This window comes from Halomonas profundus (assembly GCF_020865425.1).
Classification (GTDB): domain Bacteria; phylum Pseudomonadota; class Gammaproteobacteria; order Pseudomonadales; family Halomonadaceae; genus Vreelandella; species Vreelandella titanicae.
In genome coordinates this window covers 4,599,890-4,626,179 of the sequence record NZ_CP086344.1, presented here as the reverse complement: position 1 = coordinate 4,626,179, position 26,290 = coordinate 4,599,890, and the positions used below count along the sequence as shown (strand labels likewise).

Annotated in this window: 22 protein-coding genes; 11 read left to right on the top strand and 11 right to left on the bottom strand. The window is 55.6% G+C overall.

Going from position 1 to position 26,290, the window contains the following annotated elements:
* Window positions 1–96: 96 nt before the first annotated feature.
* A complete protein-coding gene (locus LMS44_RS21035; RefSeq protein ID WP_022521478.1) occupies window positions 97–732 on the bottom strand; it encodes a TetR/AcrR family transcriptional regulator in 636 nt (211 codons plus the stop codon).
* Between the two features lie 133 nt (window positions 733–865).
* A complete protein-coding gene (gene gbca, locus LMS44_RS21030; protein WP_053856948.1) occupies window positions 866–2,152 on the bottom strand; it encodes a glycine betaine monooxygenase oxygenase subunit in 1,287 nt (428 codons plus the stop codon).
* 362 nt (window positions 2,153–2,514) lie between these two features.
* Between gbca and gbcB the strand changes: the two genes are divergently transcribed.
* The 8 genes from gbcB to LMS44_RS20990 all read left to right on the top strand — a co-directional run bounded on the left by gbcB (window position 2,515) and on the right by LMS44_RS20990 (window position 13,160).
* Window positions 2,515–3,621, top strand: a complete 1,107-nt coding sequence (gene gbcB / locus LMS44_RS21025) for a glycine betaine monooxygenase reductase subunit (RefSeq protein ID WP_053857164.1) — start codon at window positions 2,515–2,517, stop codon at window positions 3,619–3,621.
* Window positions 3,622–3,903: 282 nt separating this feature from the next.
* A complete protein-coding gene (gene glyA / locus LMS44_RS21020; protein ID WP_022521481.1) occupies window positions 3,904–5,217 on the top strand; it encodes a serine hydroxymethyltransferase in 1,314 nt (437 codons plus the stop codon).
* Between the two features lie 47 nt (window positions 5,218–5,264).
* Window positions 5,265–6,515 carry a sarcosine oxidase subunit beta family protein gene (locus LMS44_RS21015; RefSeq protein ID WP_022521482.1) on the top strand — a complete coding sequence of 417 codons (1,251 nt, stop codon included), beginning with the start codon at window positions 5,265–5,267 and terminating at the stop codon, window positions 6,513–6,515.
* Between the two features lie 24 nt (window positions 6,516–6,539).
* Window positions 6,540–6,881, top strand: a complete 342-nt coding sequence (locus LMS44_RS21010) for a sarcosine oxidase subunit delta (protein WP_022521483.1) — start codon at window positions 6,540–6,542, stop codon at window positions 6,879–6,881.
* A complete protein-coding gene (locus LMS44_RS21005; RefSeq protein WP_278369226.1) occupies window positions 6,878–9,928 on the top strand; it encodes a sarcosine oxidase subunit alpha family protein in 3,051 nt (1,016 codons plus the stop codon). Before LMS44_RS21010 ends, LMS44_RS21005 begins: the two co-directional genes overlap by 4 nt.
* Window positions 9,921–10,553 carry a sarcosine oxidase subunit gamma gene (locus LMS44_RS21000; RefSeq protein ID WP_278369227.1) on the top strand — a complete coding sequence of 211 codons (633 nt, stop codon included), beginning with the start codon at window positions 9,921–9,923 and terminating at the stop codon, window positions 10,551–10,553. Before LMS44_RS21005 ends, LMS44_RS21000 begins: the two co-directional genes overlap by 8 nt.
* A 71-nt stretch (window positions 10,554–10,624) precedes the next feature.
* Window positions 10,625–11,491 (top strand): formyltetrahydrofolate deformylase, encoded by an 867-nt coding sequence (gene purU / locus LMS44_RS20995; RefSeq protein WP_088699585.1) that lies wholly within the window; start codon window positions 10,625–10,627, stop codon window positions 11,489–11,491.
* Between the two features lie 286 nt (window positions 11,492–11,777).
* A complete protein-coding gene (locus tag LMS44_RS20990) occupies window positions 11,778–13,160 on the top strand; it encodes an L-serine ammonia-lyase (protein WP_226246619.1) in 1,383 nt (460 codons plus the stop codon).
* A gap of 242 nt (window positions 13,161–13,402) precedes the next feature.
* Here the strand turns inward: LMS44_RS20990 and mapR are convergent, their stop codons facing one another.
* Window positions 13,403–14,812 carry a GntR family transcriptional regulator MpaR gene (gene mapR, locus LMS44_RS20985; RefSeq protein ID WP_278369305.1) on the bottom strand — a complete coding sequence of 470 codons (1,410 nt, stop codon included), beginning with the start codon at window positions 14,810–14,812 and terminating at the stop codon, window positions 13,403–13,405.
* A gap of 341 nt (window positions 14,813–15,153) precedes the next feature.
* Here mapR and ccoG point away from each other — a divergent pair, with 341 nt between their 5' ends.
* Complete coding sequence (gene ccoG, locus LMS44_RS20980; RefSeq protein ID WP_278369230.1) at window positions 15,154–16,602, top strand: cytochrome c oxidase accessory protein CcoG; 1,449 nt, start codon at window positions 15,154–15,156, stop codon at window positions 16,600–16,602.
* Between the two features lie 104 nt (window positions 16,603–16,706).
* Here ccoG and LMS44_RS20975 read toward each other — a convergent pair whose 3' ends face one another.
* From LMS44_RS20975 to LMS44_RS20945, 7 genes are read right to left on the bottom strand one after another with little or no spacing between them, the layout of a single operon-like run.
* Complete coding sequence (locus LMS44_RS20975) at window positions 16,707–17,990, bottom strand: MSMEG_0569 family flavin-dependent oxidoreductase (RefSeq protein WP_278369231.1); 1,284 nt, start codon at window positions 17,988–17,990, stop codon at window positions 16,707–16,709.
* 41 nt (window positions 17,991–18,031) lie between these two features.
* Window positions 18,032–18,316 carry an MSMEG_0570 family nitrogen starvation response protein gene (locus LMS44_RS20970; RefSeq protein WP_226246622.1) on the bottom strand — a complete coding sequence of 95 codons (285 nt, stop codon included), beginning with the start codon at window positions 18,314–18,316 and terminating at the stop codon, window positions 18,032–18,034.
* A gap of 2 nt (window positions 18,317–18,318) precedes the next feature.
* Window positions 18,319–19,320: a sll0787 family AIR synthase-like protein gene (locus LMS44_RS20965; RefSeq protein ID WP_278369234.1), complete on the bottom strand. Its 1,002-nt coding sequence runs from the start codon at window positions 19,318–19,320 to the stop codon at window positions 18,319–18,321.
* Window positions 19,317–19,925, bottom strand: coding sequence for an MSMEG_0567/Sll0786 family nitrogen starvation N-acetyltransferase (locus tag LMS44_RS20960; protein WP_101146436.1), 609 nt, complete (start codon window positions 19,923–19,925; stop codon window positions 19,317–19,319). The genes LMS44_RS20965 and LMS44_RS20960 overlap by 4 nt, the downstream gene beginning before the upstream one ends.
* Before the next feature lie 33 nt (window positions 19,926–19,958).
* Entirely contained in the window at window positions 19,959–21,053 is a 1,095-nt protein-coding gene (locus tag LMS44_RS20955; RefSeq protein WP_035581372.1) for an MSMEG_0568 family radical SAM protein, read from the bottom strand.
* Window positions 21,046–22,038 carry a Nit6803 family nitrilase gene (locus LMS44_RS20950; protein ID WP_278369239.1) on the bottom strand — a complete coding sequence of 331 codons (993 nt, stop codon included), beginning with the start codon at window positions 22,036–22,038 and terminating at the stop codon, window positions 21,046–21,048. The genes LMS44_RS20955 and LMS44_RS20950 overlap by 8 nt, the downstream gene beginning before the upstream one ends.
* Window positions 22,039–22,052: 14 nt before the next feature.
* Entirely contained in the window at window positions 22,053–22,535 is a 483-nt protein-coding gene (locus LMS44_RS20945) for an MSMEG_0572/Sll0783 family nitrogen starvation response protein (RefSeq protein ID WP_022521498.1), read from the bottom strand.
* A 359-nt stretch (window positions 22,536–22,894) separates the two neighbouring features.
* On the opposite strand from LMS44_RS20945, the gene LMS44_RS20940 reads away from it, so the two are divergent.
* A complete protein-coding gene (locus tag LMS44_RS20940; protein WP_022521499.1) occupies window positions 22,895–24,292 on the top strand; it encodes an aminotransferase-like domain-containing protein in 1,398 nt (465 codons plus the stop codon).
* A 295-nt stretch (window positions 24,293–24,587) separates the two neighbouring features.
* The gene (locus tag LMS44_RS20935; RefSeq protein ID WP_159177553.1) at window positions 24,588–25,229 is read left to right on the top strand and encodes a hypothetical protein; all 642 of its coding nucleotides are present in this window, start codon (window positions 24,588–24,590) and stop codon (window positions 25,227–25,229) included.
* Here LMS44_RS20935 and LMS44_RS20930 read toward each other — a convergent pair.
* Window positions 25,226–26,236, bottom strand: coding sequence for a zinc ABC transporter substrate-binding protein (locus LMS44_RS20930; protein WP_159177552.1), 1,011 nt, complete (start codon window positions 26,234–26,236; stop codon window positions 25,226–25,228). The two genes, LMS44_RS20935 and LMS44_RS20930, sit on opposite strands and share 4 nt — an antisense overlap.
* Window positions 26,237–26,290 lie beyond the last annotated feature (54 nt).

The following is a 26,290-nucleotide window of genomic DNA, read 5'->3' as shown; positions in this document are numbered from 1 at the left end:
ATATAATGTTCATCAATGTACATTGAGGGGCGAGCATGTTCGACCGTTAAGACGGCGGCGGGGTGGGTGGCGTTAGCCGATTAGGCTTGCCGTGGGCTAGCCGGTGCCGGTTGGAGAATATCCATGGCGGGCATAGAAGCGTTGCAATTCCCTGGAACCGGGCGGCTGGCCGGTGAAAATTTCGACATAGGCGGGGATGCGCTGCATGCGCACTTCGAGCGGTTCCTGGGTCTTCATCGAGATATAGCCGATCTGGGTTAGGTAGATGGTGCGGCCCCGAACGTTGGCCGCCAGCGGATCATAGCCGTAACGCTGGAACATCCGCGCCAGTGCTTCGATACGGGTGGCATCAGCCGTATCGATTTCACTCACTACTGATGCTGACTGTAGCGCCCAACTACGCATGGCGAACTCTAGCGGGGAGTCGAACAGCTTAGGATCCAGCCAACAGTCGAAGACATTGAGCATCGCCTCGACGATATTCTCGGCATAGGCTTCGGTCTGATTTACTAGCCCCTGGGTATTCTTTTCACGCCAGCGTGCGATCAGTGCCTCCAGTAGTGCCTCGCGATCCTTGAAGAACCAGTAGAAGCTGGTGCGAGAAAGCTTTAGTCGCTTGGCCAGGGGAAGAATGCGCACGCTGTCGACGCCCGATTCGAGTAGCAGCTCAAACGCCGCGTCGAGCCAGACGTCTTGAGAACCCTTGGCAGCGGGAATATCGGTGGATGGCATTGAGCAGGTCTCTAAGAATAGTCCAGGAATAGCGTGGCAAAGTGTACACAGGTGTCTCTTATGTGTACACGTTGCCAGCTACTCTGGCTAAGTCCTAGTGGCGGTAAACGTCGCTGCCTGGATCCTTCAAGTTTTAACCTTGGGCTAAGTGCAACGTCGGAGCCTCATATCCTAGGTTCTCAAGCACCCGGTTGGCGTACCAGTCGACAAAATCGATAACCCCGAACTCATAGGTTTCAGAGTAAGGGCCGGGTTGGTAGGCCTTGGAGTTGATGCCGCGCTGGTTCTCTTCGGCCAGTTGGCGATCCTGGTCGTTGGTGGCATCCCAGACGCGGCGCAGCTGTTCGGGGTCGTAGTCAACGCCTTCTACCGCATCCTTGTGAACCAGCCACTTGGTGGTCACCACGGTTTGCTGCGGGCCAAGGGGAAGTACGCGGAACACCACCGCGTGATCACCCATGAAGTGATTCCATGAATTGGGCAGATGCAGGATGCGCAGAGAACCCATGTCGGGACTTTTCAGGCGACCCATCAGCTTCTTGCAGCCGGGTTTACCGTCCATTGTCATGGAGACAATGCCATCCAACAGCGGCGTGCGGGTCAGACGGTTCTGATGGCCAAGCCGCGTCAGTTGGTAGGGCACCCGCTCCTGATCCCAATCTGCCTGCTTGCGGGCCACCAGCTCCTTGTAGGCAGGCGTTGCCCGCGGATCCTCGGTGTCATCAAACTCTTGCAATGAATTCAGCAGCTCAGGGTGTGCGCCGTTGCAGTGATAGCACTCGCGGTTATTTTCGATGACCAGCTTCCAGTTGGCTTGCTCGACGATACTGGACTCGGTGGCGACCTTAACGTTGTCCATCTGGTAGGGCTCAAGATAGTGCTCAAGCGTTTCCAGAAAGTCATCCATGGGAGGCGGGTTGTCGCTTAAGTTGATAAAGATGAAGCCGCCGGCGGTGCAAATGCTGACCGGCTTGAGGCCAAACTGATCCAGGTTGAAATCAGTGCCCATATCGCTGCCGGCAAACAGCAAGCGACCATCAAGCTCGTAAGTCCACTGGTGATAGGGGCAAACAAGTTTTGCCACTTTGCCTTTATCCTTTACGCAAAGGCGCGAACCGCGGTGGCGGCAGACATTGTGAAAGGCATGAATGGTACCTTCACCACCGCGTACGATGACAACGGGGTTGTCACCGATATCCAATGTCATGAAGTTACCCTTGGTGGGGATCTCGCATGTCATTCCTGCGAATAGCCACTCTTTCTCGAAAACCTCTTGCATATCAATCGCAAACAGGCGGGCATCGTTATAAAACGGCTGCGGAAGTGAAAAGGTGCGCTCCCTCGTTTGCAGCATATTGGCCGTTGACTCACGGGCCGCGACGAGCGGGTCATCCATTGTGTTTAACACGTACTTTTGCATACCAGTATCCTCGTAAACCACCGCTTTCCCCTCTAGGGCTGCGAGTCGGCCGTTAGTCAAGATTGTTTATCTTGTTGTTCTGTTGCGTAACCTGGCGTTTTATTCAAATGTGGTCTGACGTCAGGGACAGATTGTGTTGCAGGCTACTCCCTGCCAGTTATCTGCCCGCGACATTAGGTGGCGTAGTGGCGACGAAAAAAGAGGTTTCTAAGCGATAAAGAGTGGCACGAGGTAAGTGCGAGTCGCTGTCAGGTAAGTCGGTCGGCAGGCGCGTCCCCAAAATGCAGCTCAAAGGTGCTGACCGTATCGCAAATACGGTTCGGCGATGCATGGTGATGAAGGCTGGTCAGGCAGAGGCGACAATGACAACTAATTTTTTCAATCCGGTCACGACCCAAACCTGGACCAACGGCCGCCACCAGGTGCGTTGCGTCAAGGTGATTCAAGAAACCCAGGATGTGCGCACGTTCTGCTTCATGGCCGAGCAGCCTGTACTGTTCTTCTTCAAGCCCGGTCAGTTCGTGACGCTGGAGCTGGAGATTGATAATCAGCCGATCATGCGCTCCTATACCATTTCCAGCTCTCCCTCCATCCCTTACAGCTTTTCAATCACCGTTAAACAAGTGCCAGGGGGCAAGGTATCCAACTGGCTGCATGCGAACCTAAAAGTGGGCGACGAGCTGGTCGTGCATGGCCCGGTAGGCAACTTCAATTCCATTGATTTTCCTGCCGAAAAAGTGTTGTTTCTCTCTGGCGGGGTGGGCATTACCCCATTGATGTCCATGACGCGCTGGCTGTTTGATACCAACGCCGCTGTTGACGTTGAATTTATACACAGCGCCCGTGCCCCTCGCGATGTGATTTATCATCGTGAACTGGTGCATATGTTTTCGCGTATTCCCGAGTTCAAGCTGCATATTATTTGCGAGAACAAAGAGGATATCGGCGAGGCCTGGGCCGGCTACCGTGGCTACCTTACCCAGCCGCTGTTCGAACTCATTGTGCCGGACTTTATGGAGCGGGAGATATTCTGCTGCGGCCCGACCCCTTACATGAACGCCATCAAAAATATTCTTCGTGCCAACAACTTCAACATGGATCACTACCATGAGGAGTCGTTTGGCGCTACGCCGGTTGAGGTACGTGAAGATGTCCTTGAGCTGGCCGAACAGGCAGAGGTTGATGCCGAAAATGTCGACACCAGCGACTTGTTTAGTATCGAGTTTGCCTCTTCAGGGAAAAGTGTGCGTATTCAGCCGGGGGAGACGGTTCATGCGGCGGCGGCCAAGCTGGGTCTGCATATCCCCAAAGCTTGTGGCATGGGGATTTGCGGTACTTGCCGAGTGGAGCTCAAGTCGGGAGAAGTGGAAATGGAGCATAACGGCGGCATTACCGATGAGGATGCCGAAGAAGGCTATATCCTGTCGTGCTGCAGTCGGCCGAAGGGGGATTTAATCGTCGATTTTTAGCCCCGGCAAGCACCTTGCTGCCTAGTTTTAAGCGCCCTAAACGGTTAATTCCCGTCTAGGGCGCTTTGCTTTTTGGGCGGCGTCAGCCGTGTTATTGGCTAAATCTTGCCGATGTCGCAAATACATCGCGTGGTGACGTCGGCAAGCATCTTGGGCCCGGACTCCAACGATAGTATCGCGGTAAGAACGCGTTGATAGGGACTTTGGTTAGCGGCCGGGGTTTATCAGCATTAAAGAGTATATCCAGCACTTAATAAAAAAGTGACTAATGAGGAGGCGGTAATGCTTCAGAATAATTTTTCCCCCAATGCACGTTTGGCCAGTTACGACACGTTGCTTGCTGAAGCAATTGCTGAAGAAACGGTTCGCCAAGAAGCGCATATTGAATTAATCGCCTCCGAAAATTATACCAGCAAACTTGTCATGGAAGCGCAAGGTACACAGCTGACCAACAAGTATGCAGAAGGCTATCCAGGTCGCCGTTACTACGGTGGCTGTGAGTTCGTTGACAAGGTTGAAGCCTTGGCAATTGAGCGGGCTTGCCACCTTTTTAGTGCCAATTATGCCAATGTGCAGCCGCACTCCGGCGCCCAGGCCAATGCCGCTGTGTTCATGGCACTGGTATCGCCGGGCGATACGGTATTGGGTATGAGTCTGGCCCACGGCGGCCACTTAACCCATGGTGCTGCACCCAACTTTTCGGGTAAGCATTACAACGCCGTGCAGTATGGCCTCAAGCCGGAAACCGGCGAGATCGATTACGAAGAAGTCGAGCGCTTAGCTCGCGAGCACCAGCCGAAGATGATCATCGCGGGTTTCTCCGCTTACTCTCGCGTGGTGGATTGGCGGCGTTTTCGCGCCATCGCCGATGAGGTAGGCGCCTGGTTGATGGTCGATATGGCCCACGTCGCTGGCCTGGTAGCCGCTGGCCTCTATCCGAGCCCGCTCCCTTACGCTCATGTGGTAACTACCACCACCCATAAAACGCTGCGCGGCCCCCGCGGCGGCTTGATTCTCTCCGCCGATGGCGACGAAGCGCTGTATAAAAAGCTTAATGGCGCGGTTTTCCCAGGCCAGCAGGGCGGCCCGCTGATGCATGTTATTGCCGCTAAGGCGGTGGCGTTTAAGGAAGCCATGAACCAGGAGTTTGTGCGCTACCAGCAGCAGGTGATCGATAACGCTCAGGCCATGGCCAAGGTGTTTATGGAGCGTGGCTACGACGTGGTGTCCGGCGGCACCGACGACCACCTCTTTTTGGTTTCGCTTATCCGCCAGGGCATTACCGGTAAAGATGCGGATGCAGCCCTTGGCCGCGCGCATATCACCGTTAATAAGAATACGGTGCCTAATGATCCCCAAAGCCCCTTCGTGACTTCCGGCCTGCGTATCGGCACCCCTGCGGTCACCACGCGCGGCTTCGATGCTGAGGAGTGTAGCGAACTAGCGGACTGGATTTGCGACATCCTGGACGAGCTGGCTGCAGGCAAAGACACGGCTTCCATTGAAGCCGAGGTGCAAGCCAAAGTGACCGACGTGTGTGCCCAGCATCCTGTCTACGCTGAGTCCGCCGCTGAAGCCGTCGAATCCATTGCTTGAATCGGCTTGCCGGCAGGGCCCGGCGCGGCTGAACTGAGGAGACCACTATGCAACGCTATTCCGGCTTCGGCCTGGTCAAGCACGCGCTGAGCCACCACGAGAACTGGGAGCGCCAGTGGCGCAACCCCACACCCAAGAAGCAGTACGATGTAATCATCGTCGGTGGTGGCGGTCACGGCTTGGCCACGGCCTACTATTTGGCGAAAGAGTTCGGCGTCAAGAACGTGGTGGTGATTGAGAAAGGCTGGCTGGGCGGTGGTAATACCGCCCGTAATACCACCATTGTGCGTTCCAACTACTTATGGGACGAATCCGCTGCGCTTTACGAACACGCCATGAAACTGTGGGAAGGGCTTTCCCAAGACCTTAACTACAACGTCATGTTCTCCCAGCGGGGGGTGCTCAACCTGGGGCATACCCTGCAGGACATGCGCGATATCCAGCGTCGGGTGAATGCCAATCGGCTGAATGGCATTGACGGTGAAGTTTTAGACGCCAAAGGAGTGCAGGAGCTAGTGCCGATTATGGACTGCTCCAAAAGCGCGCGTTACCCGGTAATGGGTGCCTCCTGGCAGCCGCGCGCGGGGGTGGCTCGCCACGATGCCGTGGCCTGGGGCTATGCTCGCGGTGCCGATGCCCACGGCGTGGATATTCTCCAGCAGACCGAAGTCACCGGCTTCAAAATTCGTGATGGCCAGATCTACGGTGTACACACCAACCGTGGCGATATTGAAGCCAAAACCGTCGGTTGTGTGACTGCCGGTAACTCCTCCGTGCTGGCCAAAATGGGCGGCTTTAACTTGCCGTTGGAGTCCCATCCGCTGCAAGCCTTAGTCTCTGAGCCGATCAAACCTATTCTCGATACGGTGGTGATGTCGAACCAGGTGCATGGCTACATCAGCCAGTCCGACAAGGGCGACCTGGTGATTGGCGCAGGCATCGACGGTTATAACGGCTATGGTCAACGCGGCAGTTATCCCACCGTGGAGCACACGCTCCAGGCGATCGTTGAAATGTTCCCGATCTTCTCTCGGGTACGCATGAACCGTCAGTGGGGCGGTATCGTCGATACTTGCCCGGATGCCTGTCCGATTATCTCTAAAACGCCGGTGAAGGGTCTGTACTTCAACTGCGGCTGGGGTACCGGCGGCTTCAAAGCCACACCAGGGTCGGGGCATGTATTCGCTGCCAGCCTGGCCAAGGGGGAAATGCACCCCATCGCCGAGCCGTTCTCCATGTTCCGCTTCCATAGCGGTGCGCTGATCGACGAACACGGCGCTGCCGGCGTGGCCCACTAGGGTTCATACGAGAGGAGTATTCGCATGTTCTATATCTACTGCCCCTACTGCGGCGAACACCGTGAGGAAGAGGAATTCCACCCCAAGGGCCAGGCGCATATCGAGCGCCCCAAGGAGCCCGAGGCGTGTAGTGACGAAGAGTGGGGGGATTACCTGTTCTTCCGTGACAACCCCCGTGGCGTTCACCATGAAATGTGGGTGCATGCGGTGGGTTGCCGCAAGTTTTTCAACGTGACGCGTCACACCGTGAGCTACGAGATTCTCGAGACTTACAAAATGGGCGAGCAGCCGTCGATTACCGCTGATAGCCAGAGCCAGGCCCGCGAGGGCGCTGCGGTAAGCCAACAAGAAGGAGTGCGGGCATGAGCCAGTCCAAGCAACAAGTGTACCGCCTTAACACGGGTGGCCGTATCGATCGCTCCCGCACGTTGAGCTTTACCTTTAACGGCCAGCGATACCAAGGGCATCCCGGGGATACTCTGGCCTCGGCGCTGTTGGCTAACGGTGTGGATATCGTTAACCGCAGCTTTAAATACTCGCGGCCCCGCGGCATTGTCGCTGCGGGCGCCGAGGAGCCCAATGCCATCGTACAGTTAGGCAGCAGTGAAGCGGCCCAGGTGCCCAATGTACGCGCCACCCAGCAGGCGCTATATGACGGCCTGACCGCCAGCAGTACCAATGGCTGGCCGAACGTACAGCGCGACCTGATGGGCCTGTTCGGCAAGCTGGGCGGGCAGTTCATGCCGCCGGGCTTCTACTACAAGACCTTTATGGCGCCGGCCTCGATGTGGCTGACCTACGAGAAGTACATCCGCAAGGCGGCGGGGCTGGGTCGCAGCCCCATGGAAGCCGATCCGGATAACTATGATCACTTCAATCAGCACTGCGATGTGCTGGTTGTCGGCGCAGGCGCCGCAGGTCTTGCGGCAGCGCTGGCCGCCGCGCGCAGCGGCGCCCGGGTGATCGTTGCCGACGAGCAGGAAGAGATGGGCGGCTCGCTGCTGGCCAGCCGCGAAACCCTGGAAGGCAAGCCAGCGGATCAGTGGGTGGCCCGGGTGCTGGACGAGTTGGCGAGCTGCGAGAACGTCACGCTGCTGCCGCGTACTACGGCCAACGGTTATCACGATCACAATTTCGTTACCCTCCATGAGCGGCGCACCGAACACCTGGGCGATACGGCGCCGGTGGAAAATGGCCACCGTCAGGTACGTGCACGTCTGCACCGGGTACGCGCTGGTCAGGTGATCCTGTCCACGGGCGCCCACGAGCGTCCGCTGGTCTACGCGGGCAATGACGTGCCGGGCAACCTGCTGGCTGGCGCTGTGTCGACCTACATTCGCCGCTACGGCGTGGCGCCGGGCCGCAAACTGGTGCTCGCCACCAGTAACGACTATGGCTACCGCGCTGCCCTGGACTGGAAAGAGGCCGGTTGTGAGGTCGTCGCTATCGTCGATGCCCGCGAGGCACCGGCAGGCGACTGGGTCGATGCCGCCCGCGCCCAGGGCATCAACATTATTACGGGCAGCGCCGTTATCGAGGCCAAGGGTAGCAATCGGGTCACCGCGGCACGAGTCGCCAAGATCGATATTGACGCGTTCAAAGTGAGCGGCTCGGTTCAGGAACTGGCTTGTGACACCATCGCCAGCTCTGGCGGCTACAGCCCTGTGATTCACCTGGCTTCCCACACCGGGGCGCGGCCTACCTGGCGCGACGATATTATTGGCTTCGTGCCGGGGCTGGTGAAGGGCGTTCAGGCCTGTGGCGGTGCCAACGGCTGCTATGCCCTGGGTGACGTGCTGGCGGAAGGTGTCGAGGCTGGCATCAGGGCAGCGGCCGCCATGGGGCATGCCGTTCAGACGGTGACGCTGCCAAGCGCCGAGCGCCTTCAGCAGGGGCCAGCGGTGGCCCTCTTCCAAGTGCCCCACGAGAAGCCCACGCTGCGCGGGCCCAAGCAGTTCGTCGACCTGCAGAACGACGTCACCGCGGCGGGGATTGAGCTGGCGACCCGGGAAGGCTTCGAGTCCATCGAGCACATCAAGCGCTATACCGCGATGGGCTTCGGTACGGATCAGGGCAAGCTGGGCAACATCAACGGCATGGCAATTGCCGCCCGCTGCCTGGGTCGCTCCATTCCTGAGGTGGGCACTACGGTGTTCCGTCCCAACTACACCCCGGTTACTTTCGGCGCCATCGTCGGTCGTCACTGCCGTGAGTTGTTCGACCCTGAACGCTACACCGCGCTGCACCAGTGGCACGTGGAGCGCGGCGCCGAGTTCGAGGACGTTGGTCAGTGGAAGCGTCCCTGGTACTACCCAGAGAAGGTGAATGGCAAGACCGAGACAATGCACGAGGCAGTGGCTCGTGAGTGTCTGGCCGTGCGTGAGAAGGTCGGTATCCTCGATGCCTCAACGCTTGGCAAGATCGATATCCAGGGGCCAGATGCGCGTGAATTCCTGGCGCGGGTCTACACCAACAAGTGGGAGAAGTTGGCAGTCGGCAAGTGCCGCTACGGCCTGATGTGCAAAGACGATGGCATGGTCACCGATGACGGCGTGACCAGTTGTCTAGCCGAGAATCACTTTTTGATGACCACCACTACCGGTGGCGCTGCCGCGATCCTGGAATGGTTGGAATTATGGCATCAGACAGAGTGGCCGGAACTGGATGTCTACTTTTCTTCAGTGACTGACCACTGGGCCACCATGACCATCACTGGCCCGGAAGCACGCAAGCTGCTCGCTGAGATCAGTGATATCAATCTTGACCGCGATAGCTTTAAGTTTATGGATTGGCGATCCGGGAAAGTGGCGGGGGTGCCTGCCCGAGTCTTCCGCATCTCCTTTACCGGCGAGCTGACCTTCGAGATCAACGTTCAGGCAAACTACGCCATGCATGTGTGGCAGACCCTGTTCAAGCATGGCGAGAAGTATGGCCTGACGCCCTATGGCACCGAAACCATGCACGTTCTGCGTGCTGAAAAGGGCTTCATCATCGTGGGTCAGGAAACCGACGGCTCCGTTACGCCGGAAGACTTAGGGATGCAGTGGTGCGTTGGCTACGACAAGCCCTACTCATGGATTGGCAAGCGTGCCCTGACGCGCAGTGATACCAAGCGCGAGAACCGCAAGCAGCTGGTGGGGCTCAGGCCGAAAGACCCGAAGGTGATTCTCGAAGAGGGGGCCCAGATCGTGCTTGATCCCAAGCATGCGATCCCTATGCCGATGGTGGGGCATGTTACCTCCAGCTACTACAGCCCGGTTCTGGATTCAGGCTTTGCGCTAGCGGTGGTCAAGGGTGGCCATCAGAAATTGGGTGAAACGGTTTACCTGCCCATGGCAGACGGCCAGACCCATGAAGCTGAAATCGTCAGCACTGTTTTCTACGACCCTAAGGGAGAGCGCCAGCATGTCTAACGCGGCTACTTTCGACACACGTACTGATACCGCGATCCCGGTAGAGTCCCCGTTAGCTTATAGCTATCGTCACAGTGGCGCTCCTCGGGGCAGCGGTTACCGTCTTAAGCTACGCGAGCGGGCAATGCAGGGGCATCTGATTCTGCGCGGCGGCGCCATCGTGCTTGATGAGGCGGTGCGCGACGTACTGGGCATCAGCTTGCCTGGACAACCCCAGGCGTTGGTGCACGATGCCAGCGGTGAACGTTCTATCCAGTGGCTTTCCCCGGATGAGTGGCTGGTGATCGTACCCGGTGGTGAGGAGTTCCCGCTAGAGACGAAGTTGCGTGAGCGTCTGGGAGATGCCCACTTCGCCATTAGCGACGTTAGTGGTGGACAAACAGTGCTGGAGCTTTCCGGCGAGGCAGCCCGTGAGCTGTTGATGAAAACGGTGATCTACGATGTTCACCCCAGTAATTTCCCAGTGGGGAAAGGCGTCACTACCGTTTTTGCCAAGGCGACCACTATCCTTCGTCGCCCTAGTGAAGAGCGCTGGGAGCTAGTGGTACGGCGCAGCTTTGCCGACTACTGCTATCGCTGGTTACTGGATGCCGGTTCAGAGTACGGCGTTAACGTAGAACAATAAGCTGGCAGGCCGGAACACTGTTTCGGCCGCTACGATCTTTCGCGATGATCTGCCGCTACTAGAGATGCACTATGAGCCGAATGAGTGATACCTGGATACTTGCCGCCCAATGCCCGAGTCGCTTGGGAACGGTGGACGTCGTCACACGCTTCTTGAAAGAGCAGCAGTGCTATATCACCGAACTCAACTCTTTCGATGATCGACTGGGCGGGCGCTTTTTCATTCGCGCCGAGTTTCGCCCAGAACAAGATGAGTTTCATGAAGAGCGCTTTCAGGCCGATTTTGCAGCAAGAGCCAACGAATTCGATATGCAGTTCGAATTGACGGCCCCTGGCAAACGCACCGGCACCGTGATTATGGTCTCCAAGGCCGATCACTGCTTGAATGATCTTCTCTACCGTTATCGGACGGGCCAGCTTCCGCTGGATATCAAGGCGGTGATTTCCAATCATCCTGATCTGGAGCCGTTGGCAGCATGGCACGATTTGCCCTACCACTACCTGCCGATCACGCCCGAGACGAAACTGCAGCAGGAAGCGCAGATACGCGAAATCATCGCGGATACCGACGCTGAGCTGGTGGTGCTGGCAAGGTATATGCAGGTGCTTTCGCCCTCTATGTGTGAGCTGTTAGCCGGCCGGGCCATCAATATTCACCACTCGCTGCTGCCCGGTTTTAAAGGCGCCAAGCCTTATCATCAGGCGTATGAGAAAGGGGTTAAGCTAGTCGGCGCAACGGCCCACTACATTAATAATGACCTTGATGAAGGGCCCATTATTGCCCAAGGGGTCGAGCCAGTGGATCACACCCACTACCCAGAGGATCTGGTGGCCAAGGGGCGTGATATCGAGTGCTTAACCCTGGCTAGAGCGATTAGCTATCACTTGGAACGCCGTGTGTTCTTTTATTCAGGGCGTACGGTGGTGTTTGGTAACTAGTCGTTTTTGTAATTAATGCTTTTTATCTAATGCTGTTGTTAATAATCGCCAACAGTTTGGGCGCACTTTTATAATCGGGTTGCTGTCGTTGCTAAGCTTTTTTTAGAGCGATGCGTAACCCTTTGTTATTTTTGATAAGTCGTGCCTAAAAGTATCATTTTATAAATATAAAAAAATCATCAATAAAAGATAGCTTCGTTTTATTTTTTTTTGCCACATCAATAACTTATTAAAACTTTCAGGCGCCGCCTGATTTTCCCCTGTTTATACGTCAAGAGGTGCTCCAATGCCTATCAGTGTTTTCGACCTTTTTAAGATTGGAGTAGGCCCCTCCAGCTCCCATACCGTTGGGCCCATGCAGGCGGCTTTTAAGTATGTCACCACCCTGCGCGAAAACAGCCTGCTCAATGAAGTGGAGCACCTTGAGGTGCATCTATATGGTTCGCTATCAGCGACTGGGGTAGGCCACGCCACAGATTACGCGATTATTATGGGCTTGATGGGTGAACGCCCTAGCACAATCGATCCCTCAATTATTGAGCCAGCCATTCAGGCGCTTAAAGAGAGCCACTCATTACAGCTTGGTCGCCTAAAAGCAGTGACATTTGTGTGGGAGAGTGACCTCTATTTTCATGAAGAGAGCTTGCCGCACCACCCTAATGCCATGAAGCTGGCAGCTTTTTCCCACCAGGGCGACTTGGTGTATGAGAATACCTACTACTCGGTGGGCGGCGGCTTTGTGGTTGAACAGTCCCAGGTGGATATGCCACTGGATGATTTGGGTGGCGTTACCCTTCCTTACAACTTTGACACCGCTGACCAGCTCTTGGCGCTATGTAAAAAAGAGCAGCTTAGTGTCAGCCAGTTGATGCTGGAGAATGAGAAAGTCTGGCGGACGGAGGAGGAGGTCAGAAACGAACTGTGGCGTATCTGGCAAGTGATGTGTGAATGCATCGACAATGGATTAACCCACGAAGGGATACTGCCGGGCGGGTTGAAAGTTAAACGCCGGGCTAAGCTGCTTCATCAACGCCTTCAAGCGGCCGAGCAGAATGAGTGCCTGATAGCCTCGACGTTTTCAGCGATGGAGTGGGTGAATATCTTTGCCCTTGCCGTCAACGAAGAGAACGCCGCAGGCGGGCGTATGGTCACGGCGCCCACCAACGGTGCGGCAGGTATCATCCCCGCCGTCTTGCACTACTATATGAAGTTTCAGCCCAACGCCTGTGAGAAAAACGTGGTGGATTTTTTGCTGGCGGCAGGCGCCATTGGCATCCTCTGTAAGAAAAATGCCTCAATCTCCGGCGCCGAAGTGGGCTGCCAGGGGGAGGTCGGGTCGGCTTGTGCCATGGCAGCCGCTGGCTTGGCTGATGTAATGGGAGGAACGCCCGAACAAGTCGAGCATGCGGCCGAAATCGGCTTGGAGCACAATTTAGGATTAACCTGCGACCCTGTTGGTGGGTTGGTGCAAGTCCCTTGTATTGAGCGTAACGCTATCGCAACGGTAAAGGCGATCAATGCCGCTCAGATGGCACTGCGCGGCGATGGCACGCACTTTATCTCGTTGGATAAAGTGATTCGCACCATGCGCGATACAGGCCGAGATATGCTGGATAAGTACAAAGAGACGTCTAAAGGTGGCTTAGCCGTGAATGCCATTGAGTGTTAAAAAAGCACCTGCTTGATTAGTTAAAAACGCCGGATCTCCGCTGAGGCAGGAGTCCGGCGTTTTCTATTTAGGCGATAGGTGCATTCCTCCGATGACAGCCACTCTCTTAACGCTTTTGCGGACTGGTATAGCAGCTGTGTGGCTTCATCGGAACAGTCTAGTGATTGCTGTGTTGCATAACAGGCTCAGTCTTTAACTAAATAACCATATCAGTTGCCTGGAGACAGCGTCGGCGATCTTCGCTAAAAAAGGCTTAATAACCTGCCCAAGGTTTCCATGCCGCGCTCGCTGGATTGCGTCCATGGATGGCCATAGCTCAGCCGCACACAGTGGCGAAACTGTTGGGTCGCCGAAAAAATCGGGCCTGGCGCTAAGCTGACGCCGTGGTCGAGCGCGGTATTAAATAGCCGCAGCGAATCCACTTCTTCAGGAAACTCCACCCATAGGAAATAGCCCCCTGCGGGGCGGGTAATGCGGGTGTTGGCAGGAAAGTAGCGATCCGCCGCCGCCAGCATGCTGCCTTGTTGGGCTTCCAGGGCATGGCGGAGCTTGCGTAAGTGGCGGTCATAACCGCCGTGCTGCAAATAGTCAGCAATGGCTGCTTGGGCGGGTACGGAAGGTGAGATGGTGGTCATCAGTTTTAGCCGCGAGATGGCCTGTGCATAGCGGCCGCCCGCTACCCAACCGACCCGGTAGCCCGGCGCCAAGCACTTTGAGAAGGAGCTGCAGTGAATGACCAACCCCTCATCATCGAAGTTTTTTACGGGGGCGGGTGGGGTGCTGCCAAAGTACAGCTCGGCATATACATCATCCTCTAGCATCGGCACTTGGTGCTGTTTTAGCAGCTGATAGAGGTCTTGTTTGCGCTCTCTGCTCAGGCTGGCGCCGATTGGGTTCTGTAAATGGCTCATAAACCAGCAGGCTTTGATGGGCAGTGTCTCTAGTCGCTCTGCCAATACTTCAAGGTCGATTCCCTCCCGTGGGTGAACCGGAATCTCCACGGCGCGAAGTTTTAGTCGCTCCAATACCTGCAGGCTGGCATAAAATGCCGGTGACTCAATTGCCACCAGGTCGCCCGGCTGGGTAACACTCTGCAGCGCTAGATTAAGTCCCTCCATTGCACCATTGGTAATCACCAGCTCTTCCATCGGCAGTTGAATGCCGCCCAGCATGTAGCGCAGCGCAATCTGTCGACACAGGTCGGTATGCCCGGTGGTCATGTCGGCCACCACCTGTTGGGGCGAAAGCTCGCGTAACCCCCGTGTCATGCTAGTAGCCAGGCGAGAAAGCGGAAACAGCTCGGGGCTGGGGAACGCCGACCCGAAGGGTACCGTTCGGTCATCCTGAAGCGAGCCAAGCACCGAGAACACCAGCTCGCTGACTTCTACCTCTGCCGGATCGGTGGGCTGCAGTGGCACGCGCGGCTCGTCCAGCAAGCGCCGGGCGTGTTCACGAACAAAATACCCCGAGCGCGCCCGTGCAGTGATAAGTCCTTGGTTTTCCAGTAAGTAGTAAGCCTGAAACACCGTGGAGGGGCTAATGCCATGATGACGGCTAGCCTGACGCACCGAAGGAATACGCTCCCCAGGGCCAAGTACGCCCTGACGAATCAGTGTGGCTATCTCATCGGCAAACTGTTCGTAGCGTTTCATGGGATAAACCGTCGGTGCGTTAAGTGGAACGTCGGTGTGCTCACACATATTGTTAGCTGACACGGTGCGGCTCTCTGGTGTTGGAAAGCGTCACTGTGGGTTATATGAGGGAGGTAAAACAGAATCAAATAGAGTAATAAAAAGCATATCAGAAAGTCAGGGTATGAGTCATAGGGGGAGATCTGATACGGCTTATTTTTCTAAAACTGCGCCTGTTTGTGATTCTGCTCACTAGGCATAGTAGCGCCTAAATCAGTCGCTCTCTTAAAAAAGCATGATCGCCTACTTAGCGACGCCCCTCGACCGTATAGACCTCTACTCCCTCTTTTCTGGATATCGGTATGACGCAACGCATCCCACTGCAAGACCTGACCACTGAGGCAGCGGTTGAACACCATACGCCCCTACCTAAGACGCCTAGCACTAAGTCTCCCAGCAGCAAGCCGCCGAAGCTGGGGCATATTTATGTGCGCGAAATAGGCGGCTTTTTTCAGCGTATCCGGCGCCACTCAAACTGGCTGCTGATGGCGCTCTATTTTGGTTTGCCGTGGATCAATTGGGGCGACCGACCGCTGGTGTGGTTTGATCTCTCTGCCCAGGAGTTCCACCTGTTGGCGGCGACGTTTTATCCCCAAGACTTTATCTTGCTCACCTGGATCCTGGTGATTTGCGCCTTTGGACTGTTTTTGATCACGGTGGTCGCTGGGCGCGTGTGGTGTGGCTATAGTTGCCCGCAAAGCGTGTGGACGTTTCTATTTATCTGGTTTGAGCATCGCTTAGAGGGGCCACGCCACCGTCGCATACGCCGCGACCAAGCGCCACGCAAGTTCGATACGCTATGGCGAAAAACCACCAAACATGCAGCTTGGCTGCTGATTGCGGTGGCTACGGGAGTGGCCTTTGTCGGTTACTTCACGCCAATTCGGGCATTATTGGTGGATGTCGGCAGTCTGGACGCGCACCCTTTGGCACTCTTCTGGATCGGTTTCTTTACCCTGTTTACCTACTTGAATGCCGGTTGGCTCCGCCATCAGGTATGCCTGCATATGTGCCCTTATGCGCGCTTCCAGTCGGCGATGTTCGACGCCAATACGCTGATTGTTTCCTACGATGCCGCCCGCGGCGAGCCGCGTCGGAACTCTCCTCAAAAGGGTGTTGAGGCAACTCGGATCGGTGACTGTATCGACTGTGAACTCTGCGTCCAGGTATGCCCCACCGGTATCGATATTCGTGACGGCCTGCAATACGAGTGTATTGGCTGCGCAGCGTGTATCGATGCCTGCGACAGCGTTATGGCGCGGATTGATAAACCGCTGGGCCTGATTCGTTACACCACCGAGCGCGCTCTGGAAGGTAAAGCGACTCGTTTTTGGCGCCCCCAACTGTTGGCTTATACGGCGGCGTTATTCTCCATGGTGGTACTGTTAGTCGGTTTCTTGAACGCCCGGGTGCCCATTGATGTAGAGATTGCCCGCGACCGTCAGGCATTGTTTGAAAGCACGGCAGAGGGTCGCATTATCAATTACTACAACGTGACGCTGCGCAATCAAGATGGCCAAACCCATCATTACGCGGTATCAGCCGCGGGGTTGCCAGGGCTTCGTCTGCAGGGGGTGGATATCTTAGAGGTGGCGGCGTTTGAAACACGCAGCCTACGTCTAGCACTCACCGCCGATGCGAATGACCTAACGCAGCCTAGCCATCCTATCGAACTGCACTTTATCGCCTTAGATGACCCTTCAATAACGAAGGTCAGTGAAACACGTTTCCTGGGGCCTTCAGGGGAGTAGTGGGTACGGGTAGTCACGATCTAACAAGCGAAAAAACCTGCGATCAAAGCGGGTAACGATGCAGTAACCCTCTGATAGCAACCCAATGGCTAGTGTGAACCGCGTCAGGCTAACGCTTGCTCCGAGAGAGGTTGTAACGCCGCATCCTGTTGTCGCTGATAAGCTTTGATGCGTTCAACCAAGTATTCAGCGTCAGCCGCCACCCCAGAGAACCTCCCAGAGCCCCAGGTATGCAGCCATGGCAGGCCAATAAAGTAGAGGCCGGGCTGTTGGGTGACACCGCGTTTGTGTATAGGATGGCCCTGACCATTGAATACCGAAGCATCAAGCCAGTGAAAGTCAGGGCGAAAGCCGATGCACCAGATAACGGCGCTAATCCCTGCGTCGACCAGATTTAGCGCGGAACGCTCTTGGGTCGGTTCCCAGCACGGCGTGTACTCGGGCGCTGGTGGGGCCTCGATACCCTGGGATGCGATATAGGCATCAATTCGCTGATTGATATTGCAATAAACACTGTCGGCATGATCAAGGTTGGCTTGCAAATTATCGCGAAAGATAAAGTCCCCATTGCGGTACTCTTCTAATAGCCCGAATAGCTCCATACCTTCGAGAGCGAACTTACGCAGGTCGATCTCCCGGCCCCCGTCACGCCCTGTAACATAGTGGTTGGTGTTATCTCTTACTCCCTCACGTAATGGGTGCTGATCGACCGACATCTCGTAGTAGCCCATTTCATCAAGCCATTCGACAACATCTTTGCCGCGATATTGACGCGCCACGCGTGGGGCATCACCAGTGGCGAGGAAGACTTTTCGCCCAGCAATGTGCAGGTCTTCGGCAATCTGGGCGCCAGACTGGCCGGAGCCCACCACCAATACCGACCCCTCGGGTAATTGTTCAGGGCTTCGGTATTCCGCCGAATGTAGCTGGAACAACCGATCGGGCAATCGCTCTGCCATACGTGGAATGATAGGGAGATGATAACCGCCGGAGGCCACCACGATCTGATCCGCGCTAAACTCACCCGCGGAACTCTTCACTTCGTATTTCCCGTTGCTATTCAGACTGACGCGATTAACGGCAACGCCTTCGAGAGCGGGAGGCTGAACCTTGGTGGCAAAGCGGTCAAGGTAGGCGACCACCTCGTCACGCTTCATAAATCCTTTGGGGTCATCCCCGTCATAGGGATGGTCAGGTAGCTGACATTGCCAATTTGGCGTTACCAAGGTGAAGGAGTCCCATCGTGCGGACTGCCAACTATGCATCAAGCTATGTTTCTCAATAACGAGGTGATCGATCGCCTGGGCTTGAAGGTAATGGCTGACCGAGAGACCGGCCTGACCACCGCCGATGATAAGCACTGAGTAGTGTTGACGTAGATCTTTCATAGCACTCTCTCTTTGCAACGGTTCAAGAAATGTTTGGTGAGTTAGTCGATGCGGATAATTTCGACCATGCCCTGCGGACTATTGCCAAACTGCTGGGCTTTGGCCTTGATGACCGTCGACTGATCCATGGCACTGGAGCAGAAGAAACCGAATTTTTGTTCGACGCGCTGGCTGGCCGCCTCTAAGGCTGTGTTGGCGCGCTCCACAAAAGCATCGACGCTGAGACGCTCGCCGACCTGGAAGTACTCCTTTACGACGGTAGAGGGTGAGTAACACTGGTCTTCGCTGCCATCTGGCCAGCGAACGTGGAAGTGTATGGCTGGCATGCTCAAAGCTCCTGTTGGGGAATGGGCATTTGGGGGCGACTCAGCCCGGTTAATGGAGTGGTTGCAAGGTCATGGAACAACTGGCGATCATTGTCGGTTTCTACCCAGAGCTGCGGAGAGGAAGCGATCTCGCCGATCTGCGCGGCGGCGATGCCACGGGCACGGAAGCGCTCCAGCAGCATGGGGAGGTGCTCATTATCCGTGGTGAGCAGGTAACCGAAGCTAGGGAAGGTGCATAACCAGTCCTCCCAAGTGACTTTCTCGGGTTTCGGGATAGCGTCAAGGTTAATGCTCACACCTACATCAGCGCTCTCCATGAGCATTAAGGTGGTACCGAGGAGACCGGCCTGACTAATATCTTTAGCGGCGATAGCCAAGCCCGCTTCAGCAATACAGGGAAGTAGTTCGATGTCGCCACGCAAACGCTCAGCGGGCGCCGTTGTAGCCGCGTTCCAATTCAGATAGGGCGCTTGATAGGCGCCGCGCAGGTCGATAGCCGCCACTAATAATTGCCCGGGCCGCGCCGCAAAACTGCTCAGCAGGCATTGGGCTCGGCCCAGGATGCCGACCGCTAATTGCGGCTGATTGGAACGCAGGTTGGTGTGGCCACCGACGATGGGAATGCGGAAGGTGTCGGCGGCCTCGCGCATACCTTTGGCGATCAGTACGGCGCTATCTAGGTCATGGCTCCATAGAGCATTGACGATTGCCTGGGGCCGCCCGCCCATCGCGGCGATATCACTGACGTTCACCATCACCGAACACCAGCCAGCAAACCAAGGATCCTCGGCGACGAAGGCGGTAAGTAGCCCTTCCATCGCCAACAGTGTGTAGCCTTCGCCGCTGGGAATGGCCGCGGTATCGTCGCCGTTGGGATGCCAGCCATCGGGCAGTGCTGTCAGGTTGGGAGCGATCCGCGCGATATCGGCCTTATGGGCAAGACCACTATAATCGTGCACTTTCTGGAGCAGTTCTGTTAGGTCGAGTCGTTGCTTTTGGCTCATGATGCTTGTCTCAGTGCGGGGGCTGAAAGGATCTTAAGCAGCCCAGGCGCCAGCTCAGCGAGAGGTTGGCGTTGACGCCCAGGCACAACAAAGCCGCTAAGAGGAGAGTGGCAAGGGGGGTAGTGGGTAAGGTCGGCCTCCATGACGACATGAGGTCGATCAAGGATTAACTCCTCTCCAATGCTTCGCCAGTGCAGCTGTTGAAAAAGAGCCTCATTCTGGGCCTGTACCCGGGCCAAAAAGCGTTGGCAGCCCAATGCATGAGCGCTGGAGACGGCCAGCCGAATCAGCGTGGAGCCTAGGCGGCCTTGGGCGCGGAAGGCTGGGTCAACAGCAAGACGCGAACCATGCCAGAGTCCAGGTTCTGATTCGTGAATACGCACTGTCCCCACCACTTGCTCATACCATCCTCCTGTGCACCCTAAAGCGACGAGTAGGTGGGCTGAGTCATCGATGGCATCTCGGTCGTCCTGATCAAATATTGCCTGCTCATCGCAGAAAACGCGCCGCCGCAATGCCATTGCTTCATCGGTTTCCCAAGGCAGGCTCGCCCACTTGATCCGGTAGTTGGAATAGGCCGAATAGGCGTCGGATGTTGACATCATCGGGCACTCCTCTATTAAGCGTTTCGCGTGCTGTTAGCGCTCGTACTCAGACAACGTTGAACAGGCACCGCAACGCCCGCAGCCCGCTTTGATATCGCTAGAGCGCAACGCTGCGAGCTTGAGACGTCTGCCCAACGGCGCCAGGATCGACTCCATAAAGTCGGCGCTGGGCGGCTTATGATCTTCTAATGGCGTGCCGTTAATCGGCACGAACGGCACTACAAAGGGATAAACGCCGATTTCGATTAGGTGTTGGCAGGTTTCCAGAATGGCCTCGCGGGTATCCCCGAGCCCGGCAAGAATATAAGTGCTGACTTGCCCGCGGCCAAAGACGTCAACAGCATCGCGAAACGCCTGCATATACTCTTCGATGCCAACCTCTGCCTTGCCTGGCATTAGCGTTTTTCTTAGCGAAGGTGTGACCACTTCGAGATGCATGCCCAGGCTGTCAATGCCAGCTTCCTTCATGCGGGCATACCAAACGGGATCCTTCGGTGGTTCGCACTGCCCTTGCAGCGGAAGATCCACGGCCGCTTTGATGGCCCTGGCACTTTCGCAAAGGACGCTGGCTCCTCGGTCAGACGTGGCTGGCGTTCCGGTAGTCATGACCATATGTTTGACACCGTCGAGCTCGACAGCGGCCTTAGCCACCTCGGCCAGTTGGTCTGGGGACTTATGCGCAATGGTGCGCCCGGCTTGGAGTGATTGACCAATCGAGCAGAATTTGCAGGCTTTGCGCCTGCTCTCATAGCGGATGCATGTTTGCAGTACCGTCGTGGCCAGTACATCGCGGCTATGCAAGGTGGCGATATGCGTGTAGGGGACGCCGTCAGCGGTTTGCAGGTCGTAGAAGTGGGGCGTATCTGCAAAGGTAATATCGGCCATAGGAATCGTGTTTTCAGTCAGCCTATGCCCTTCATCACCTGACACTACGCTAAACGGTGAACGCCATGCCGACTGGGTATAGACGGGCACCATCATAGTGATTCCATCGATGGTTATTGCCTGATGGTCAGAAGGGCCAGCGCCGCCCCGTCGGCTGACATGCTCTTGTGATGCATCCTGCAGGCGTACGCCATGGGTTTGAAGTTCGGTGAACAAGCGTGAGCGATCGGCGAGCTTACTCATCTTCATCTCCTTGGGCATTATGGCCCTGAGCGGAAGTGGCCAGTGGCTGGCAGCAGTGGGCGGGCATATCGTTAATGGCTAAGCTCAACAGTTCAGGGCGCGCATAGTGGCCCACCGAATCCATCATTCGCTTACGCTTGGTAATCAGGGCGAAATCCAGGTCGGCAATAACGGTGCCTTCTCCTTTGCGCAGCGGCTCGGCCAAGTGCTTACCTTCTGGCGAGATAATGGCGGTGTTACAGCCATCACGCAGAGCACGTTGTAGCGTGGTGTCGGGGGTAATGGATTCGATTTGGGAGTCGGTTAGCCAGCCGGTGGCGTTAACCACGAAACAGCCCGCTTCAAGGGCGTGATGACGGATGGTTACTTCAATTTGATCCGCAAAGACTGGGCCGACCAGCGAGCCAGGAAACTGGCTGCAGTGGATCTGCTCGTGCTGGGTCATCAGGGCATAACGTGCCAACGGATTGTAGTGCTCCCAGCAGGCCAGGGCGCCAACACGGCCCACGGCGCTATCCACCACCTTCAAGCCCGAGGCATCGCCCTGGCCCCAAATCATGCGTTCGTGGTAGGTCGGCGTGAGCTTTCGGCGTTTCAGCAACAGACGCCCGTCGCTATCAAAGATCAGTTGAGTATTGTAGAGGGTGCCATGATCACGCTCATTAACGCCAAGCACGACGACGATGCTCAGGGTGCGAGCGCGCTCAGCGACAGCATCAGTGATCGGGCCTGGTACCACCACGGCCTGTTCATACAGCCGGAAGTGCTCGGCGCCACAGGCCACGGCGGGGTAGACAAATGAAAAGTACGGATAGTAGGGAACGAAGGTTTCGGGGAACACGATCAGCTCAGCCCCCTTGCTGGCCGCTTCGTCGATTGCATCCAGTACCTTGACCAGCGTGCCGCCAACACTCTCAAGATCGGGAGAAAGCTGAGCGGCAGCGGCCCGCACTATGGTCGTTCCTGTCATGTTTGCTTGTGCCATGACCGCTGCTCCCCTTAGACCGTCCAGGTATCGATGATCAGTGCATCGTCGCGCACGTGAAGCAGCTTGAGGTCAAGCACATCCAGTGGATTGATCGCGCGGATGCCCTCAATGAGTGACGGTTCGCCATGACCATAGAGTGCTTGAAGAGCAAAGCGGCAGGCGTAGACCTTGCCTCCCTCGGCCATAAACTTGGTCAACTGATTGTTGAAATTCATGTGGCCGGGAAACGCTTCATCGCCCAGGGTCGGGAAGCCACGCTGGACACCCAAAGTGACGCCAGGGCCATACAGTAAGATGGAGGTTTCAAAGCCTTTACGCAGCAAACGCGTTGCCTGCAGCATATTCACGAAGCCGATCGACCCCTCAAAGGCAACCGTATGAAAAGTTACCAGGGCTTTTTCGCCTGGTTTCGCTTTTACGTCTTCAAAAACCTTCTCTTCGTAGTCGACCAGAAAATCGCCTTTCTTGTTGAGTGGTTGCGTCACTGTAGGCATGTCTAAGCTCCGTTTATTGCGAGTGGGAGAGTCGTTAACCGCCGTGCTTACACAAGCGGTACGATCAATACGGAGCAATCGACGTGCCAATTGATATGCTTATTGATCCAATCAATTGTCGATCATGTAGGTCGCTCTAAGCCTAAAAATTGACCAAATTTTTAGGCTAAAAAAATAATAAAAGGCTAATGTTTCAAAAAAACTGTGTTTTTCACCTTATTTGTGCAATAAAAGTGTGTTTTGCACCATTAAGTGCATATGCAATCAATTTTTTATTTGTGCAATCTTTAGCCCATCAGTGATAAGTTTTGGTCGATAAGAAGAGTAGGTAACAATGTTTATTTAACGACGGGGAAGATATGCATACATCTGAGCTGGAACGCTGGCGAAAACGTTTAGACAAGGAGGTCAGCCAGCCAGCTTATCGTCTGGTCGCTGAATTGATTGCTGAAGATATCGGTAGTGGTCGGCTGCAGCCCCGCGAGCGACTGCCCCCGCTGAGAGAACTGGCGGGGGCTTTGAGTATCAATTACACGACGGCGGCGCGTGCCTATAACGAAGCTAAGCTGCGAGGCTTGATTGACTCGCATCCGGGCTCGGGCACTTTTATTAAAGGTAAGGCAGTGTCAGTGAAGCCGAGCAGTGGTTATGAGATGACCATGAACCTAATGATTGAGCCCGCGATACCGACGTTGATTGAACGAGTACGCGATAGCGCTATCTCGGTGTTGGCCCAGCGTGATCTTTACTCACTGCTGCGTTATCAAACCTTTGGTGGCAGCCATCATGACCGTGTGGCTGCGCTCCAATGGCTGGATCGGCGGCTGGACAACACGACACTGGAACAGGTCTTGATATGCCCCGGTATTCACAGCGGCCTGGTTGGGCTACTGATGCAGTTGGTAGCCCCAGGTCAGCTAATTTGTGTCGAAAGCCTGGTCTACCCCGGCCTAAAGGCTATTGCGGCCCAGCTCGGGCTGACCCTGCATTCATTGGAGCGTGACTCCGATGGCCCTCTTGTTCGCTCCTTCGAGGATATCTGTAAGCAGGGTCAAGTGGCCGTTTTGTACATTAATCCCACCATCCAAAACCCCACGACGACGACTATTCCCTTGGGGCGTCGTGAAGCTTTGGCCGATGTTGCCTTGCGCTATAGCATCCCGATTATTGAAGATGATGCTTACACCATGCTCAGCGAAGAGAAGATCGTCCCTATTGCTAACTTGGCCCCTGAGCTCACTTACTATCTGACGGGGACTGCCAAGTGTTTCGGTCCCGGTTTGCGATCAGGATTCCTACACGCCCCCACCAAGCGACAGGCGCAGAGAACCGCTGGCGCGCTTCGAGCCACCTCGGTGATGTCCAGCCCGCTGATTGATGCCCTGGTCACCGAGTGGATAACCGATGGGACGGCGGATGCCATGCTTAAAGCGATCCGTATCGAGGCCATTGCCCGCCTTGAAATAGCCGAGAAGATTCTGGGACGTCAGCGCATCGTGTCTGCCAAAGGTGCTTTCCACCTATGGCTTAAGCTGCCCAAGCACTCTGGCTGGAACCCTTCAGAGCTGGCGGTGCAATTACGTTCACATGGCGTTAGTGCGGTTGCCAGCGCTGCTTTTAGTACCGACAACCATCCCCCTGAAGCTCTGCGCTTGTGCTTCGGTGGTCAACTGACAAGAGAGGACTGGGAGGAAAGGCTGCATTATGTGGCGGATATCATCGACCAACCTGCCTATCTGTCATCTCTGACGATGTAACCTTGGTCAACTGTCCTAGTGACGGTTTGGTATTGATTAGCCAGACGAATAGCAAAAGTGGTTTAACGCCCATTATCTTCGGCGATAAGTGGCTAGGGGTTCTTATCTCCTTAGTTTAATGCACGCTGTGGAGCACTACCACGGTTGCGATCCGTCGTCTGATCCGGCTTTTTTGAGGCCTTCTGAGCCTGTACTTGTCAGCTGTGCATAGGCATAGTCCTTAAGTTAGTTTGAACGCTAACAAAGCTATTTATCGCCTAGCTGGTTCGGTTTCGTTTAGGAGGTGCCCGTTAATATGTTGATATATATTGTCTTTTTGATGATCTTTGTGGGCGTGACCGCAGCTCTGTATCAGGTGTATGAAATTCATTACAACATCAACGTCGGCAACGATAAAAAGTTGTCGAAGGCTGATAAAAGCCACTTACAAGCGCTTTCTGACCAAGCCAAAACCGCCACGCAAACCCATGCCCGGCCAGACTTTGATCAAGCGGCAGCCAATGCCTTGAGCCCTAATCTCGATCGGGATATCGCACTGAAGGCTTTTGCTGAAGAGGAAAAAGGCGTCTACGCGATCCCTTTGTTGCGGCGTAAAGCGCGGTTGTGTTTTAACGGCGATAGCAGTGCGAATGTAAACAGCGTAAAAGTGCGTCACTTGCCGTTTTGGAAAACAACGCTGCCGCATACCAATATACGCGCAGCGTTGATTACACTGGTTATTTTGAACTGTTTCTTGGTTCAGCTACTGGCTGCCATGAGTGTTTATACGCTGGGTTATCCAGTCTCGATGCCTTGGCTGGCTTGGCTAAACGACCCCATGGCAGTCATGCTGCTGATTTATGCCTTTATCGTTACGTCACTGCTTATTACGAAGTTTGATAGATATATGCACGACCTCTATCAACTCGGCAAGCTGTTTCAGAAAAAAGCTGTTTAGCCGTCAGTGCAGCGCGTAATCTCATCGGCCAACTGCTCCAGCAGCGCATCGTAGAGACCTGCATCCAGCGTCAGACCTACGCCCAAGGGATCCATGACGCCGATATAAGCGGACGTATCCCCAAAGACGTTATTGACCATCTGCGGATTGAACTGGGGTTCACTAAACACACACTGGATATTTTCATCATTCACCAGCGTTTGCAGCTTCTCGATACGCGCAGGGCTAGGTGAAGAGGCATCGCCAATGGAGATGGCCCCAGCCGCGTGCACATTAAAGGCCTCCTCAAAGTACTGGTAAGCATCATGGAAAACAATAAAGCGTGTGTCGGCGCTGCTGGCCAAACGATCCTGAATATGTTCCTGAAGGCTGGTTAAGTCCTCTTTCCCCTGGGCGGCGTTGTCGCGATAGTACGCTGCGTTATCAGGGTCGATCTCACTTAACTGTTCGGCGATGGCATCCAGCCAACGGCGGGCATTGGCAGGATCCAGCCAGGCATGGGGATTCGTGCCGGTATGGCTGTGATCATGGCCGTGGTGGTCATGATCGTGCCCACTTTCGTCATGGCTGTCTGCATAGTGGTGGTGTTCGTGATCGCCGTGATCATGGTGCCCGTGACCGTGTTCATCCCCATCGTTGAGCGCAAAGGTCGCGCCTTCGCGGTATTCCAATGTGGTGATGCCAGGCACATCCATTAGCTCAAGGTGGCGTGCATCACCCGCCAGGCTGTCGATGGCGCCGGATAGCCAGGGCGTCAGCGCGTCGCTTACCCATACCACCAGGTCCGCATCATCGAGGGATTGTGCTTCAGAAGGGCGTAGCGAATAACCATGCGGCGAAGCACCGGGCTGAATAAACAGCTCAGGATCGCCGCGCTCCCCCATCACCTTAGCGACAAGCGAATACACCGGCGGAATATCCACCGCCACATGCGGCACTTCTGCGGCGGCAACCAGCGGGAAAGCCGCTAATAGCGGCCAAGACAAACGAGCTAAACGGTTATTCATCAGGGTTCTCCTCATCATCAACTATGGCTTTTCTGGGTTCGAACATAGGCATCG